Annotated in this window: 14 protein-coding genes; 9 read left to right on the top strand and 5 right to left on the bottom strand. The window is 42.7% G+C overall.

The window, feature by feature from the left end; all coding sequences use genetic code 11:
• Positions 1-112 precede the first annotated feature (112 nt).
• The 5 genes from atcJ to AAEZ00_RS02680 all read left to right on the top strand — a co-directional run bounded on the left by atcJ (position 113) and on the right by AAEZ00_RS02680 (position 4,583).
• Positions 113-397: a cold adaptation protein ActJcold adaptation protein ActJ gene (atcJ, locus tag AAEZ00_RS02700; protein ID WP_101032731.1), complete on the top strand. Its 285-nt coding sequence runs from the start codon at positions 113-115 to the stop codon at positions 395-397.
• A gap of 7 nt (positions 398-404) precedes the next feature.
• Positions 405-947: a cold adaptation protein AtcA gene (gene atcA / locus AAEZ00_RS02695; protein WP_101032730.1), complete on the top strand. Its 543-nt coding sequence runs from the start codon at positions 405-407 to the stop codon at positions 945-947.
• Complete coding sequence (atcB, locus tag AAEZ00_RS02690; RefSeq protein WP_101032729.1) at positions 944-1,699, top strand: cold adaptation protein AtcB; 756 nt, start codon at positions 944-946, stop codon at positions 1,697-1,699. The genes atcA and atcB overlap by 4 nt, the downstream gene beginning before the upstream one ends.
• 11 nt (positions 1,700-1,710) lie before the next feature.
• Complete coding sequence (gene atcC / locus AAEZ00_RS02685) at positions 1,711-2,604, top strand: cold adaptation protein AtcC (protein ID WP_124013823.1); 894 nt, start codon at positions 1,711-1,713, stop codon at positions 2,602-2,604.
• Between the two features lie 749 nt (positions 2,605-3,353).
• Positions 3,354-4,583 (top strand): dicarboxylate/amino acid:cation symporter, encoded by a 1,230-nt coding sequence (locus tag AAEZ00_RS02680; RefSeq protein ID WP_351088302.1) that lies wholly within the window; start codon positions 3,354-3,356, stop codon positions 4,581-4,583.
• Between the two features lie 65 nt (positions 4,584-4,648).
• Here AAEZ00_RS02680 and AAEZ00_RS02675 read toward each other — a convergent pair whose 3' ends face one another.
• On the bottom strand, positions 4,649-5,836 hold the full coding sequence (locus AAEZ00_RS02675; RefSeq protein ID WP_124013825.1) for a GGDEF domain-containing protein: 1,188 nt from the start codon (positions 5,834-5,836) through the stop codon (positions 4,649-4,651).
• Positions 5,837-6,385: 549 nt separating this feature from the next.
• Between AAEZ00_RS02675 and AAEZ00_RS02670 the strand changes: the two genes are divergently transcribed.
• Entirely contained in the window at positions 6,386-6,925 is a 540-nt protein-coding gene (locus AAEZ00_RS02670) for an NUDIX hydrolase (RefSeq protein WP_351088301.1), read from the top strand.
• An 81-nt stretch (positions 6,926-7,006) separates the two neighbouring features.
• Here AAEZ00_RS02670 and proC read toward each other — a convergent pair whose 3' ends face one another.
• The 4 genes from proC to putP all read right to left on the bottom strand — a co-directional run bounded on the left by proC (position 7,007) and on the right by putP (position 11,789).
• Entirely contained in the window at positions 7,007-7,846 is an 840-nt protein-coding gene (gene proC / locus AAEZ00_RS02665) for a pyrroline-5-carboxylate reductase (RefSeq protein ID WP_267898637.1), read from the bottom strand.
• A 75-nt stretch (positions 7,847-7,921) separates the two neighbouring features.
• Entirely contained in the window at positions 7,922-9,169 is a 1,248-nt protein-coding gene (locus AAEZ00_RS02660; protein ID WP_335687361.1) for a glutamate-5-semialdehyde dehydrogenase, read from the bottom strand.
• Positions 9,166-10,272 (bottom strand): glutamate 5-kinase, encoded by a 1,107-nt coding sequence (gene proB, locus AAEZ00_RS02655; protein WP_124013843.1) that lies wholly within the window; start codon positions 10,270-10,272, stop codon positions 9,166-9,168. The genes AAEZ00_RS02660 and proB overlap by 4 nt, the downstream gene beginning before the upstream one ends.
• Positions 10,273-10,292: 20 nt before the next feature.
• Positions 10,293-11,789 carry a sodium/proline symporter PutP gene (gene putP, locus AAEZ00_RS02650; RefSeq protein WP_124013829.1) on the bottom strand — a complete coding sequence of 499 codons (1,497 nt, stop codon included), beginning with the start codon at positions 11,787-11,789 and terminating at the stop codon, positions 10,293-10,295.
• Between the two features lie 1,009 nt (positions 11,790-12,798).
• Between putP and acuR the strand changes: the two genes are divergently transcribed.
• The 3 genes from acuR (at position 12,799) to AAEZ00_RS02635 (ending at position 15,494) form a co-directional block, all read left to right on the top strand.
• Positions 12,799-13,467, top strand: a complete 669-nt coding sequence (gene acuR, locus AAEZ00_RS02645; protein ID WP_124013830.1) for an acrylate utilization transcriptional regulator AcuR — start codon at positions 12,799-12,801, stop codon at positions 13,465-13,467.
• 92 nt (positions 13,468-13,559) lie between these two features.
• Positions 13,560-14,543: an acrylyl-CoA reductase (NADPH) gene (gene acuI, locus AAEZ00_RS02640; RefSeq protein ID WP_124013844.1), complete on the top strand. Its 984-nt coding sequence runs from the start codon at positions 13,560-13,562 to the stop codon at positions 14,541-14,543.
• 429 nt (positions 14,544-14,972) lie between these two features.
• The gene (locus tag AAEZ00_RS02635) at positions 14,973-15,494 is read left to right on the top strand and encodes a VF530 family protein (RefSeq protein WP_124013831.1); all 522 of its coding nucleotides are present in this window, start codon (positions 14,973-14,975) and stop codon (positions 15,492-15,494) included.
• Positions 15,495-15,617 lie beyond the last annotated feature (123 nt).

Genomic DNA, 15,617 nt, shown 5'->3' with positions numbered 1-15,617 from the left:
GTTTATGTTTGCTGCAAGCCTGTGAATGTTGATATAATAGCGGGCTAAAAAATTATTTATTTACAGACTTTTTTATCTCGCAATCACTGCCCCATCGCCTGCAGGAATAACTATGATTAACCACTTTAGTGTACTGGGAGTCAGACCCAATGCCAAAGAAGATGACATAAAAAAAGCCTATAAACGTTTATCGAACAAGTATCATCCTGACAAATTACTTGGGGCGTCTGACGATGAAAAACAGCAAGCATCAATTCAGCTCCAACGAGTCAAAAAAGCTTACGAAGTGCTATCAGATAAAAAGCTGAGAAATGCTTTTATCAATGATTTTAACAACGTGATTGTCACTGATCCCACTGCCGCAATGCGGGAGTTGTGGGACGAATATTATTCCTGAGTATCCCATGGCTAAACATCTTAATATCTCACGCATTAATGAGCTAAAAAATAATGCCAATGACAATATAGAATCTTACAACGACCCTGATACGCCAAATGCGCTGGCACGATTTACTAGCCAAATCAGAGAGATATTGTTGGCCGATCCTGGGATGCTAGATTCAGTCCCTGAGTATTTACCCGTTGCGCTTTATGACAGGGTCAAGTTCTCTGCTGAATCAAAGCGCCAATGGGCACACTGGATTAGCTTGAATATTCATCCTAGTTGGGATGAATTTAAAACCACGATCGCGTTTAACAACGCCGATCTGCCTTTGGCGCTCGCGGTACGTAAATACAGCGAAGATCTGTTAATTGAAAGTTGTGCCGTGGTGTATTTGTTAGAGACTCAGGGACAATCTGAGCCGAAGCAAACGGCTGCGGATGATGATTCCAATGAGCATGATGGTGTCCATGAGCACGAGCGTGATGATAACGACGATTACGACACTGATTATGATAGCGATGAAGAAGGTTATTATGACCAATATGATGAGGAAATCGAATGAACAGTCTCATTGAAATAACAGCCGCGGAAATACAAGAACTGGCGAATGTTGAGCCGAAACAGGCAAGCAAGAGATTTGAGTTGATCGCGACGTCAATGTCTGATGATCAGTTGGTCGAAGTGATTGAGCAAATGGATATTGTCACCTTGACACAAATAAACAGTCAGCATGATATTTCGTGTCCATCGATTATGTCTGAGTTAATGACCCCAGAACAGATCCGTGACATCGTCTGCCAGCAGCCGCTTTACTGGGAAGAGAAAATCAAAAGTAATGCCGAAGAGTTAATGCATCATACTTTTGATTTTATGACTTATCTTATCCGAATTCAGGACAGCGAAGAGAAACAAACTGCCATATTAGAGTGTTTAGCTGAAGATCCCGCTGCACTGTTTTATCTCTCTATTCCTTTTATCGAGCTTATCTTAGGCGGAACCAGTGGCGATGACGATGAGAGCAACGACACTTATGATGATGAAGCGGATGAAGAAACGGTGGGTTACTCTGATTGGCAAGCCGATGAAGAGGCTCACAGTCTCAGCATTGATGATCCTCGTAGTCTATTGGCGTTGATCCGCGAAAGGGCGCCTAATGTTGAGAAGTCGATTAAGAATATGCTGCGCAACACCGGCTCTGACTGGCAGTTAATTATCAGTCAGTTTGCTAGCGAATTAGTGATCCAGGCGAAAGAAAAGAACCAAGTCACCGACGAGTATGCTGAAGTTGATGACATGTTTAGCTTTCTTGATTAAGGGTTCTGCAAATGCAATTGGTAATACGTGACGAAAATCAGGGTCCCTATCTGAGTCGGGTGTTGGCTTATGGCCTAACCGAGGGCTTGCTCAGTAATGAGCAGCTGGGACAGATCAAAGCCAAAGCCATTTTGATGAGCCTTAAGTTCGCTGATAAGTTCTATAACAAGTATAAAATGCATTTGCTTGAAGAAGCAGCGCAGGATGTGATTGGTATTGTCAGCATTGGCTTGATGGCGTTATCGGACCAAAATCATGCTAATGCTATAGCCTTGCTGCTCAATGATGACGGCGTGGTTAAGTCATTCCAGAAGGGCTGGGGCATGCTGACTAAAGTCAGCCAATACCGGCTTCATGGTAAATCGATTTATGGCAACGTGGATAAAATTTTGCTTGATCAAGTATCGAGCCCTCCCGATTGTGATGAATGGCAAGGTTGGGTTTATTACCAACAAGCCTTAACTGAGCATAATCGCCAACAATCGATTAATGCCTTGTTGGCGCAGTTTTACATTGCTGGCACTTTTGATCCAATGGATTATATCAACCTAGAAAGTACCTTGGCTGAAGCTGTGTTGTATCGGATATTTTTCGATGGTAAAAAAGTGCGCCCAGATCTTAAACGACGTATGACTCGTGTAGAACTTCAGCCGCAATGGTTTAGCCTCGAATTTATCGAGCATCAAACCAAAGCGGCGTTTGCTGAATTACCTAATGAACTTGCTGCTGCTATCCGTCTGGATCTAGGTAAGAACTTTAATTCTGCGCTGTTACGCACTCTTAATTTCTCTCGTAGTTATCAAGAATTGGCGGCTCAAAATGCCTCTCCTGAACGATTAGAGCGATTTGAATACAAGGAAGGCTTAATTGGTCTTCTTGGTTGGCCAATCTATATCGTCATGTAGTACCGCTTTGGGAAGCTTGCCAGTGAGCAAGCTCCCTGAGTCGTTGTATATGACGACCGCTATTTTATTCCTCTGATATACTGCCTAAAAACCGCTGACAACAGTGGTATTGCACATCACATCGATGATCTACTCTGACTTAACAAAGACCTTATTGCATAATATGTTGATTCTATGGGACATTTTTTTCATAAGGCACTGATTTAATAGCTAGCTTATTTATATCGCGCTGACTCAACATCGCACCTATTGATACACCACTGTGTGGTGCTTGACTGGCATCTTGCACTATTACGAGCTATATCTGTGTTTGGATGTGGTGTTAATGATCATCGCAGTCCGTTGGCCAAGCAGATTTTTGTCTGTGCCCTGAAGCGTTAATGATTGCAATTCAAACGCTGTTAAATAGTTAATCCCCATTCACACTAACAACATTATCCTGAGTAGGTACAACAAAAAAGTGTATGGATAAGCCTTGAATTAACAAGCTTATAAGGTGCTGAGTGGCACACGTAATATTAACCATTGCTAAAATACCGTTGTAGTTGGTATCGTATTGGTTTTGTGCCATATTTTAGCATTAACGTTAATATAGAGATGTTACATTTGTCGGCAATAATACAGGTTAACTGCATGATAAGTTTACTTTACTTTCGACATTACCCTGTGGATTGTTAATGCATCAAGCGTTCATTGGGTCAAGTCTGCTGACCATTTGTTGTTTTGTTTAATTGTCCTTAGGATCCATTATGTTCAAAAGCCTACGTGCTTATCGTTCGTCAATTATATTGCTCAGTGCTTTGTTGCTTGGTGGGCTATTGGGTGGGTTAGTGCCAGAACTGGCCATAAAGCTCAAACCGATAGGGCAAATATTTCTGAATCTTTTGTTTATGATTATTGTGCCTCTGGTCGCGGTGAGTGTAATGTCGTCCATTGCCCACATGACCGATTTAAAGAAATTAGGCGCCATACTGGTATCGATTATGGCGGTGTCGATTGTGATGGCGATCATCCCCTCTGTCGGTGTGGTGTTGCTGGCATTAGCTTACGATCCTGCACAAGGAGTAACACTCGATCTAGCTAATACTGTCGATGCGGCATCAGGTAGTATGGATTTTGTCAGCTTATTAACCACCAATGATTTTGTCGGGCTGTTATCTAAATCAAACATTTTAGCGCTGATTATTATGTCGGTTATTGGCGGTGTTGCGATTGGCCAATCTGGTGAAGATGGCGTGAGAGTCGGGCGCATGCTAGACAGTTTAAATACCGTGATTATGAAAGTCATTTCGATATTAATGCATGCCGCGCCTATTGGTCTTGGGGCATATTTTGCCGCGACGATGGCCAGTCAAGACACTGAACTGATGGGCACATTTGCTCGAGCTGTCGGACTATTTTTTGTGGCAATGGCGCTTTACCTTACACTAGGATCGACGTTATATGCGTGGATTGGTGGTGGTGTGCAAGGCGTGAGACGATTCTGGCAACATATGCTTGAACCAGCCGTGACCGCATTAGGTACCAGTTCATCGTTAGCAACCTTACCCGTTACCATTCGCAGTGCCGCTAAGATGGGGTTGAACGAACAAATTGCAGAGATTAGCTTGCCATTATTAGTCAATCTTAATAAGGGCGGCGCAGCTGCGATTACGGCATTAAAAATCGTGTTTATTTATTCTTTATTAGGACTCGATTTCACTACCGATGTGTTTATGTTGACGATTTTGATTTCAGTATTATCAGCGTTTGTCATTGGTGGGGTGCCAGGCGGGGCATTTCTAGGTGAAATATTTATTGTCACGACCTTAGGATTACCCATGGAGGTTATTCCTATTTTAGTGGTGATTGGGGCCATTACAGATGCGGCTTCAACGGTGATTAATGTGGTGCATGACTTAACTGCAACCCAAATTATTGAGCGCATCAATGGTAAACATTATGCTCGCTTGACACCTGACAACGAACGCCTTGAGTAGGCTTGGCGATAAAGCCAAGCAGATGGTATGCCACAGTAAGATATTAGATTCTACTGTGGCTTTTTTTAGGCGACTGCAACGCGGTTTCGTCCTTGTGCTTTTGCCAGATATAAGGCTTTGTCTGCACGACCCAACAGGCTGTAGGCACTGTCTTTAATAGTATATTGGGCTACACCTACACTGATAGTAAGCGCCATACCTTGAATGTTCTGTGTAGCAATATAGCGGCGTAACCTTTCGGTTAATTCGATGGCATCGGTCGATGTTGTGTTAGGTAATACCACCACAAACTCTTCACCACCCCAACGGACTAATAGGTCGTCATTACGCATTTGGCTTTGTAGTAATTGTGCGAGTTCATACAATACGTGGTCACCCACAAGATGACCGTGATTGTCATTAATTCGCTTAAAATGATCTATATCGATAATGGCAACCGAGATAGGGTATTGAAGAGACGATGACGGCTTGAGTAATGGGGGAATGGTATTGCTATATGTGACGTTATCGATAACGGATGAGTGTGCTACAGGTGACAACGGTGTTTTACCCTCTGCGCTCCGCGGTGGATGTACTGTGTCGGTATTTGCGGCAGGGATGGTAAGCAGTTTATCGAGTACTACATCGAGCTTTTCACGGTTATAAAGTCCGGTGAGTTTATCTGTTTCAGCCATTTTTTGGATTTCTATATTGCGTAGCGCGAGCTTTTTATAGGCTGAAAAACGGGTTTTTTCGTAATATCGCAATAATAAAATTTGCGCAATACACACCTCAATAACGTTAAATAAAGATCCTGTTCCAAAGGTCACTGGCTGAGGGTTTTGAGTTTGCAGGTAAACTAATAAGGCACATACGCTAAATGTGAGGCATGAAATAAACGTTCCCCATTTTCGACCAATAAGAAAAAACGAAAAAGGTGGAATGAGCGTTGCCCAAAATAATGAGTGGGAGTGACCCTTAGTCGAGATCACAAACAGCATGATTAAACTGGCTACCATGATGGTGACAGCCCATGATGTTATTTTAACATGTCCCGTTTTGCGAAAGCGGGAGTAAATACCCAATGAGGTTAATAAACCGAAACCATCGAGTAAGGCATATTGATAACCTTCAAAATAGAACAGGTTGATCAGGGTAAGAATGAGAAAGTAACTCGTGGTAATGAGTAATGAATGCTCGATTAAGCGAATGCGCCAGTAATCGGAATGATCAGGCGGATATTGAGGGAATTGTTTGTACCAAAATCTAATCATAAGCAACTTCCATGGAGAATTAAGCGAACACTAATTTTGTAAACTCGATAACAATATCATTCAAGCCATTACTCGTTGATTTTTAATAATAGATAAAATATTGAAAATAACCGCCTAAATATACGATTATTACATGATTATGGCATGACAGGGTTATGATCGTTTCATGGTTTTGCTTGAATGAGCATCTGAATGTCAAAACCGGCACCCATAGTATGTTAGTTATACTGATAGGACTTTTTGGGTCATCTATCTGTTGTTTTTTTGGTTAAAAGCCTAATCCAAAACCATATTGATGGTCGACAATATGGCCAACAATGGGCATCCATGAGTATTGCCAAATGTTGTCATCCTATTGCTGATATTTAGCGTCACCGATAGCGCGATATCACTCAGCGGCAAAACTCATGGTTTCTGCTTCAACCCATCTCGCCATTGTAGAGACTTATTTATGCTCACAAATTCATATTGATTTAACCGATACGGTAAACTTGAAGCATGTGGTTTGGCAACGTATCATGCGTTTTTTATTGTGATGAGCCCCATATAATGCGCCATTTAACCACTCGTTATCATATCGACACCCCTGAAGACTTTATTACGGCGAATCAACAAACGATGCTAACGCGGCTTGCTACTCGTGCCATTGTGGTGCGTGAAAACCAGATACTGATGTTATATACACAACGTTATCATGACTATTCATTGCCTGGTGGTGGGGTTGATGCGGGTGAGGATATAGAGCAAGGGCTTATTCGCGAGTTACAAGAAGAAACGGGCGCCCAAGACATTCGCAATATTAATGCGTTTGGTTTGTATGAAGAATATCGTCCCTGGCTGCGAGATGGCCATACGTCGGTTAATATGCTGTCTTATTGCTTCACTTGTGATATCGACAATCAACTGGCTGAGACCCAATTTGAAGCTCACGAAATTAATAACGGCATGATGCCAGTATGGATTGATATTGATGAAGCGATTGAGCACAACCTTGAGACTATCGCCAACAGTAGCAAAAAAGGCTTATCGATTGAACGAGAAACCTTTCTGCTGAAACTGATTAAACAAGAGTTACTGAGCCAATCTTAAGCCTGTGAGGATGAGTAAAGTGCTATCTTCAGTGCATTGCTGTTAGCAGAGTGTTGTTAACGTCAGTTTCGCGTTTTGAGACTAGCCGATAGACAGTTCTTTAGCTCTTGTTGCCGCGCATGCCATTGCGCTGGCAACGAGTTCATCAAGCTCACCATCTTGAAATGCCAATATGGCTTGTTCTGTTGTCCCTTTAGGAGAGGTCACTTGGTGGCGAAGGTTAGTCAAATTATGCTGACTATTAATCGCCATAGATATCGCTCCCATTGCACTGTGAAGCACGGCTTTAATGGCGGTTTCTTTTGGGAGCCCTTGTTTAATGGCGGCTTTTTCCATCGCTTCTAAAAATAAGAATAAATACGCTGGAGAGCTGCCTGCTGCGGCCACTATGGTAGACATTTGACTTTCATCTTGTAGCCATACGGTTTCACCAACGGCACGCATCAGACTTTCTGCGAGTGCAATGTCATTATCGTGGGTGTTAGGACCTGCGAATAAACCTGTTAATCCTTCACCAATGGCGGCCGGCAAGTTTGGCATGGCACAAATGACTTTGGGTGAATGATTTAGTTTTTGGCAGACCGTGGCATGTTTTATTCCCACCGCAATCGAGATGACTAATTTACGGTTATCGTGTTGCATAACCTCACTCAATTGCTCACACACCACAGGTACTACAAAAGGCTTAACGGCAACAATGATGACATCGGCAAATGCTACTGCGGCAGTATTATCTTGATGCACCCTAACATTGAATTTATCGATTAAGTTGTGTCGGGTTGTTTGGCTGGGGGCGCACACTAAAATATTGGCACTATTATGACCTTGTTTCAGTAGGCCGCTGATAATGGCTTTTGCCATGTTGCCGCCACCGATAAAGGCGATACAAGTATTAGGATCTAATGATTGATGTTGAGAGATAATAAACTCCGAAAGTGTCTCTAAAAAGAAAAGGCCATGCTTTCGCTTGGCCTTTTGTCTGTAATACCTATTTGATTATGCGCGGACTTGACCTTCACCGCTGACTAAGTATTTCTCAGTGGTGAGTGACTCAAGACCCATTGGGCCGTAGGCATGCAATTTGCTCGTCGCAATACCAATTTCAGCACCTAGACCGAGTTCGCTACCATCAGAAAAACGTGATGACGCATTGACCATGACGACCGAAGCATCCACAGTGCGTTGAAAACGCGTAGCCGTTGAGTCATTTTGGGTACAAATCACTTCAGTATGATGGCTACCAAAGCGGCGGATATGATTGATGGCATGATCAAAATCAGTCACTTGTCGAATCGCAATTTCTAAATCTAAATATTCTTGGCCAAAATCATCATCACTAATGACGTTGGCATGCTCAAAGTATTGTTGGGCATTTTTACTGACATTAATTCGCACCTTATGTGCGGCAAGCTCGGCTGCCACTTTCGGTAAAAAGGCTGCGGCTACGTCTTGATGTACCAATAATCCCTCTAGGGCATTACATACACCCGTGCGTTGAGTTTTGCCGTTGAGCAATAAAGACATCGCAATATCGAGATCGGCATCTTTATCAACATACAGATGACAAACGCCTTTAAAGTGCTGAATAACAGGGATTTTACTGTTATCAGTAACAAAGTTGATTAAGCCTTCTCCACCACGTGGAATAATGACATCAATAAAGTCACGCTGCTGCATTAGTTCCAGCATTAAGGCACGATCCGGATCGGGTATCACGGTAATAAGCGCCGGTGGTAACTGATTTGCTTGCAACACATTCTGTAAAATCGAAGCAATGATTTTACTTGAATGTAATGCTTCTTTACCGCCACGCAGTATCACGGCATTACCCGATTTAAAACATAACGCGCCTGCATCAGCGGTGACATTTGGGCGTGCTTCATAAATCATGCAAACGACCCCTAAAGGTACGCGCATTTTTTGAATATTAAGCCCATTTGGTCGCTGACATATTTCACGTACTCTGCCAACCGGATCGGGTAACGACGCTACCGTTTCGATGCCCGCAGCCATTGATTCAATGCGCTCTGATGTCAGAGTTAGTCTGTCTATCATTGCCGCGCCTAATTCAGCTTTTGCGGCATGGTCAAGATCCAATAAATTAGCTTTGATGATATCGTCGCTGTGAGCTCTAAGTGCTCGGGCCATATCAAGTAAAATGGTATTTTTAACTTGCTCATCTAATAGGGCTAGAGTTTGTGCAGCATTAGCTGCGGCTTGTGATAAGTCTTTAATTAAACTCATATTTGCTCCAATATGGCGATGTTTTTGTCAGAGATCAGTGGGCCTGTCTTTTGCTGGGCATTGTTGGCAAACTCACGATCTTCTTTATCTGCAATAAAATGTAATAAACAACTACTATAGTTTGATTTGGCTTTTGCCAATTTAGTGCCATCGCCTTTGCGCACTAAAACGGTATCGCCGACGGAAAAGTTGCCTCTTACGGCCACTACATCGTCACTGGTCAGTTGGGTATCATGTTTTTGAAGGTCGGCGCTAAAGTCATTTTCGACAATTAATTCACCTAAAATTTGAGATGTATGCGTCATCCAATGTAACAGATCTTTCATTGGTACATCATATGGCTCAAATAAAGTGCCCGGGTTTTGACCTTTAAGAAGCTGATTAAATGTGTCTGCATCAAAGCCATCCACAATCATAGTTTCAATGCCGTGTGAAATGGCTTTCTCTGCAGCCTCAATTTTGGTAAACATACCGCCAGTACCCACACTGCTGGTGGCACCACCTGCCATCGCGTAGATGTCGGCATTGATTTCACTGACTTGCTTAATTAGCGTGGCATCATCATGTAAATTAGGGTTTTTGGTATAAAGCCCTTTTACGTCTGAGCAGATAATTAACGCGTCGGCATCCGCTGCGGCTGCGACCATAGCGGATAAATTGTCATTGTCTCCAACGCGTAACTTAGCTGTGGTAGCAGCATCATTTTCGTTGATAATGGGTAGTAGTCCATGCTCTAACAGGGTGGCAATGGTATTTTTAATACTGATATAACGATCACGATCGCGTAAATCACCGTGGGTGAGTAATAGCTGCGCCGAAGGGAAATCGAACAACTTATCCCAAGTTGCCATCATATCGGCCTGGCCTGCTGCTGCCATCGCTTTTTTGAGCGACACAGTTGGTTCTGCAAGATCAGAGAATAGATGTCTCCCCGCAGCAACGGAGCCTGAAGACACCAACACAACTTGGCATCCTTGAGCACGACAGGTGGCGATAAACTGAGCTATACCTAATAAATATCGACTGCTACAGCCTTGTTGGTTAGGTGCAATTAACGCGCTTCCCACTTTAACGACAATCCGTTTCCAATGGGAAGTTGACATAGTATGAATATCTTCCATCTTTACAGTTCCTCAGCTAAAACACGATTGGCTTTATGAAAAGTCTTAACGGTTTTATGGCAAGGGTCGGCATCCAGTGCACTGGTAATAAAAATCACTACACTGCTGACAATAAAGCCGGGGATCATTTCGTACATCACGGTAGTTAATGCTTTTCCGTCTGCAAGTACAGGAGCATATATCCAAAATAGGACGGTAATAGCACCTGATAAAATACCCGCGACAGCCGCTTTATGGGTCAGGTTCTTTTTATATAGGCAACACAATACCAGTGGACCAAAGGCCGCACCAAATCCAGCCCATGCATTGCTGACTATTGATAAGATACTGTTTGAGCGATCGAGCGCCAGTAAGCTGGCTACAATACCGACACCTGCTACACCATAACGTCCCATTTTGACCATTTCTTTCTCAGTTGACTCTTTTTTCGAAATAACTCGATAAATGTCTTCGGTCAGAGAACTTGACGACACTAATAACTGTGAAGAAATCGTGCTCATAATGGCAGCTAAAATGGCAGCTAAAAGGAAGCCACTGATTAGCGGATGGAACAACAATTCAGAAAAGACAATAAAGATAGTTTCAGGATCGGCTATTTTCATGTCAAATTTATTGGCGTAGGCAATACCCACTAGACCTGTTGCCAGCGCACCAATAATGGTGACTGTCATCCAACTCATACCAATTCTGCGTGCTGCTTTGATATCAGAAACCGAGCGGATAGCCATAAAGCGCACAATAATATGTGGCTGACCAAAATAACCTAGGCCCCAAGACAGACTGGAAATTAACCCGAGCATTGTGACATTTTGCATCGCATCAGAGAAATGCGGGATCGACTCATAAGCAAAGCCCATCATTTTGTCAGCACTGCTAAACTCTTGATATGCCACAACGGGTACCAGAATCAAGGCAACAAACATGATACAGCCTTGAACAAAGTCAGTCATGCTGACGGCTAAAAAACCACCGAGTAAGGTATAAGATACAACCACACCTAGGGTAACCACCAGTCCGAGTTCATAATTTAAATCAAATGCAGAGACAAATAATTTCCCCCCAGCGACGAGTCCTGCCGAGGTATATAAGGTAAAGAAGATAACAATGATAATCGCCGCGATAATCCGCACATGACTGTTTGGTGCGTGGAAGCGTTTAGCAAAAAATTCAGGAATCGTTAGGGAGTCACCCGCAACTTCGGTATAAACCCGTAATTTAGGTGCCACGATCAAATAATTAATCAATGCCCCCGCTAATAGGCCTATCGCAATGTAGATGGTTTCGAAGCCGACTAAGAACATGGCACCTGGCAAGCCCATTAGCATCCAGCCACTCATATCGGATGCACCTGCTGACAGTGCGGTAACTTGTGGGCTGACTTTACGGCCACCCAAAATATAACCCGATACATCGCTGGTTGATTTTTTATATGCAAACAATCCAATGCTTAGCATTACGAGAAAATAGATTGCTAATGAGACATAGGTTAGGTAATGCATATATTATTTGCCTCCTAACGCTTTATCATGTTGAATCCCATTAGGTTTCAACATGACAAAGAGATAGGTGCTTAATATGGCGCATAAACACAATAACTGTGAAGCCTCTTTCAGCTTTAATGTTGTGGTGTTCCAAATGGTTGTAATGAGATTTTCTTCGCTTGACGTGTCCGTTGGCATAATGAGCTCCTGGGTTCTGGTTAATCGGTTTATTGTTAAATAATTTATATTCAGCAATAAAAAACCACCAAACTAGTTAGTGGTCTAATCATATTAACATCATTTGGGGTAAAATTTCCAATCTAATCTCAGACAGAAAGATAATAGAAGCGTAATTTTGGTGTCGATCCAGCTTATTTATTTATGGGAAACATTTACTATACGGCTAGTGATCACGGCTCGTTACTCGATGCAACTGCTTAAGGATTGTTTGATTATAGGTGTGTGCTTTTTCTGAATAAAATTAAATTATAGTTATAAGTTATTGTATTGATATTAATTGTTTTTTAATTATTTAGTGAGTAAATTTTAGGTTTAAATGTTGTTACGTTTAAAGTCGTTGATCTAGCTTGTCTATCGAACAACCTCTTTCGGACTAGCGTGACACGATATTGCTAGGCGAGGATTTATTATTTGTTAATGCATAAGTGAAACGGGTATAGATGATTATAGAACGAATGATTCGAGCTCAAGCCATCTAACTAAGATAGTTTGAATTCAAATTTATTGGATTTACAGCTTTTAGGTTGATTTGATCTATCGGCCATGTCTCGCCCCCTCAAAGCCTTTATAACGTCAATTGTTTTAAATCGCTTGTGTATAGCATTAACCTTATAGAATCAGGATTGCGGTTTCAGTAGATAGTCGCTGACTCAGTGAGGTCGCGCGTTAGTTAATGGTGCATGTTAATCCGGTAATAGTGCAAATTTGTGTGACTAAATGAGCGTCATGTTGCGATTTTTCATAATACTACTGTATTTTAATAGACGTTCGGTCTAATATAGGTGTTATGAATAATTTAAGCTTAGATTCAATGTCGAGTCCACACACAAGTACAACCGAGAAACCTCGTCGTGGCCGGCCACCTAAAATATCCCGCGATAATCCTGATACGCGGGCAGAGCTTATCCGAAGTGGCCTTGAGCAATTAACAGAGCAAGGTTTTGCTTCATCGGGTATTGAACCTATTTTGAAAAAGGTGGGCGTACCAAAAGGCTCTTTCTATCATTACTTTGCCAGTAAAGAGGCTTTTGGACAGGTGGTATTGCAAAATTATGCCGACTATTTTTTACGTAAACTTGAAATTCACCTTTTAGATGAATCTTATTTACCCCTAACACGGATCCGTCATTTTGTAGCAGATGCTAAAGCAGGAATGATCCGTTATGAATTTAAGCGTGGCTGTTTGGTGGGGAACTTAGGTCAAGAAGTGGGTGTATTACCCGACAGTTTTAGACCGCAAATTATTGAGATATTCGTTAGCTGGCAAGACTGTCTAGCCCGTTGTCTTAAGGATGCACAACTACATGGCGAGCTTGCAGAAAGTGCAAATTGCCAGCTTTTAGCCGAAAATTTTTGGGTAGGTTGGGAGGGCGCCGTAAGTCGAGCAAAGTTGGTGCAGCAGGCCACACCGCTAGATAATTACTGCGACCTTTTCATGGCCGCATTACCTAAATAACCTTAGCTTACTGACCTCTTCTCTAAAGTCGAGTTGAGGTTAATAAAATTTTTAATCATTAATAGTCGACTAGTCTAAATTAGGAGCACATGATGTTTAATGGCATGTTAATTGAGAAAGATGATCAAGGTTACCGCACCACAGTGAAAAGCATTGATGAAAGTGTGCTACCTGAAGGTGATGTTACGGTAAAAGTGCTTTATAGCACGCTTAATTACAAAGACGCCCTCGCCATTACCGGTAAAGCGCCCGTGGTGAGAACCTTTCCTATGGTGCCCGGCATAGATTTAGTGGGCATAGTAGAACACAGCGATAGCGCTAAGTTTGCCACTGGCGATACGGTATTATTGAATGGTTTTGGCGTAGGTGAAAATCATTGCGGGGGCTTGGCAACTAAAGCGCGTTTAAAAAGTGAATGGCTTATTCCATTGCCAAGTGCGTTTTCACCGCAACAAGCTATGGCGATTGGCACCGCAGGCTATACTGCGATGTTATGTGTAATGGCACTTGAGAAAAATGGCCTAACCCCAGATAAAGGTGAAGTGCTAGTAACAGGCGCTAATGGCGGTGTTGGCAGTTTTGCTATCGCTATTTTAGCTAAGCTCGGGTATCACGTAGTGGCTTCTACTGGCCGTGTTGATGAAAGCGACTACTTGAAAAAGCTAGGGGCTAAAGACATTATTGATCGCGCGACCTTATCTGAAGCGGGTCGTCCATTGGCCAAAGAGCGTTGGGCTGGTGCGGTTGATTCTGTTGGCAGTCATACATTAGCCAATGTGTGTGCCAGTATGAAATATGGCGGGACGGTGGCAGCATGTGGTTTGGCACAGGGTATGGATTTTCCTGCTAGCGTAGCACCTTTTATTTTACGTTGCGTGACGTTAGCGGGTGTCGACAGTGTAATGCGACCTTTAGCCGATCGTATTGAGGCATGGCAACGTCTGGGCGAGATCCTTGACCCTGCCGTTTTCGATGACATTGTTCACGAAATCAGCTTGACTGAAGCGATTGATGTGGCAAGTGACTTATTGGCAGGTAAGGTTCGCGGTCGTGTGGTTGTAGATGTAAATCGTTAATCTAATGAGCGTCAACATCGCGAGTATAAGCTAATATGGTTGTCAGTCAGAGTTTATTTGGCTGACAACATTCAACGCCGTTACAATAACTGACGTTCGCAACCGGCTATGGTTTGATTAATCGCTATTTGGTTTTAAAGCATTATTTGAACCAATAGGCAGATTACTTTACCTTGTGTTAACGAACCATAACGTATTTTTCCTCGATATCTTTCAGCCTTGTTGTCATATCAGTTTTGTAGCAATAGTAGTAGCAGTCTATCAGTCTGGTAGCAATAAATCAGAAGGCGATTGTTAACTGCCGCGCGAAAATAATGCGTTTTATTTAACTCAGCGTTAGGGCATGTGCAAGATGCATAAAGACGATGGCGCATTTTAACGGTAAACTAGACATATTATAGAGACAGCTTTTTGAGGTCATGAGATAGCATGATAGAACTACAGCAAAATAATCCACTCCACGGTTTAAAATCAGAAACGATGATCTCTGAATTAGTGGCATTTTATGATTGGAAAATTTTATACGCCGCGATGCATTTAGAATGTTTTAATACCAATCCGAACACGGCCGCGTGTGTTTCGTTTCTTAAGAAGACTGAGTGGGCGAGGGAACGTGTTGAAAACTTTTATCTATACCGTTTCAAGCGTATGCCAAAAGGCAACTCAGCCCAGTTTGAGTTAAAACCCCGTGAACGCGGTTTTGCCGACGGTATAAAACCGCGTAAACCTCAGCCGCTAACGGTTGAGTTAGTCGCCGAGATGAAAGCCAAAGCCACCGCTGATTATGACCAGATGAAACATAATCAAAGTCGTTCATATGCTTCTTCGTCATCATCTTCAAATTCATATTCTTCGTCGAGTCGTTCAAATGACAGTGATGCAGTGACACAGCGCAGTAATAACAAAAAGCCGCAGCCTACATTTGATCCCAACAATCCGTGGAATAAATAATTACTAGACTGCTCTCATGTCAAAGGACGCTACGCTGCTAGATGCTAGGACGCTACGCTGCTAGATGCTAGGACGCTACGCTGCTAGATGCTAGGACGCTACGCTGCTAGATGCTAGGACGCT

The sequence above is a fragment of the Shewanella sp. S1-49-MNA-CIBAN-0167 genome, from assembly GCF_040310145.1.
GTDB classification, from domain to species: domain Bacteria; phylum Pseudomonadota; class Gammaproteobacteria; order Enterobacterales; family Shewanellaceae; genus Shewanella; species Shewanella psychromarinicola.
The sequence above is the reverse complement of the archived record's forward strand: the minus strand, read 5'-3'. Positions and strand labels throughout refer to the sequence as shown.

What these genes read in the sequence shown, in the direction of transcription:
- acuR (WP_124013830.1), top strand. Translation starts at nt 12,799, where the DNA reads ATGAATAATTTAAGCTTAGATTCAATGTCGAGTCCACACACAAGTACA.
- atcJ (WP_101032731.1), top strand. Translation starts at nt 113, where the DNA reads ATGATTAACCACTTTAGTGTACTGGGAGTCAGACCCAATGCCAAAGAA.
- AAEZ00_RS02670 (WP_351088301.1), top strand. Translation starts at nt 6,386, where the DNA reads ATGCGCCATTTAACCACTCGTTATCATATCGACACCCCTGAAGACTTT.
- proB (WP_124013843.1), bottom strand. Translation starts at nt 10,272, where the DNA reads ATGTCAACTTCCCATTGGAAACGGATTGTCGTTAAAGTGGGAAGCGCG.
- AAEZ00_RS02660 (WP_335687361.1), bottom strand. Translation starts at nt 9,169, where the DNA reads ATGAGTTTAATTAAAGACTTATCACAAGCCGCAGCTAATGCTGCACAA.
- atcA (WP_101032730.1), top strand. Translation starts at nt 405, where the DNA reads ATGGCTAAACATCTTAATATCTCACGCATTAATGAGCTAAAAAATAAT.
- atcC (WP_124013823.1), top strand. Translation starts at nt 1,711, where the DNA reads ATGCAATTGGTAATACGTGACGAAAATCAGGGTCCCTATCTGAGTCGG.
- atcB (WP_101032729.1), top strand. Translation starts at nt 944, where the DNA reads ATGAACAGTCTCATTGAAATAACAGCCGCGGAAATACAAGAACTGGCG.
- putP (WP_124013829.1), bottom strand. Translation starts at nt 11,789, where the DNA reads ATGCATTACCTAACCTATGTCTCATTAGCAATCTATTTTCTCGTAATG.
- AAEZ00_RS02680 (WP_351088302.1), top strand. Translation starts at nt 3,354, where the DNA reads ATGTTCAAAAGCCTACGTGCTTATCGTTCGTCAATTATATTGCTCAGT.
- AAEZ00_RS02635 (WP_124013831.1), top strand. Translation starts at nt 14,973, where the DNA reads ATGATAGAACTACAGCAAAATAATCCACTCCACGGTTTAAAATCAGAA.
- acuI (WP_124013844.1), top strand. Translation starts at nt 13,560, where the DNA reads ATGTTTAATGGCATGTTAATTGAGAAAGATGATCAAGGTTACCGCACC.
- AAEZ00_RS02675 (WP_124013825.1), bottom strand. Translation starts at nt 5,836, where the DNA reads ATGATTAGATTTTGGTACAAACAATTCCCTCAATATCCGCCTGATCAT.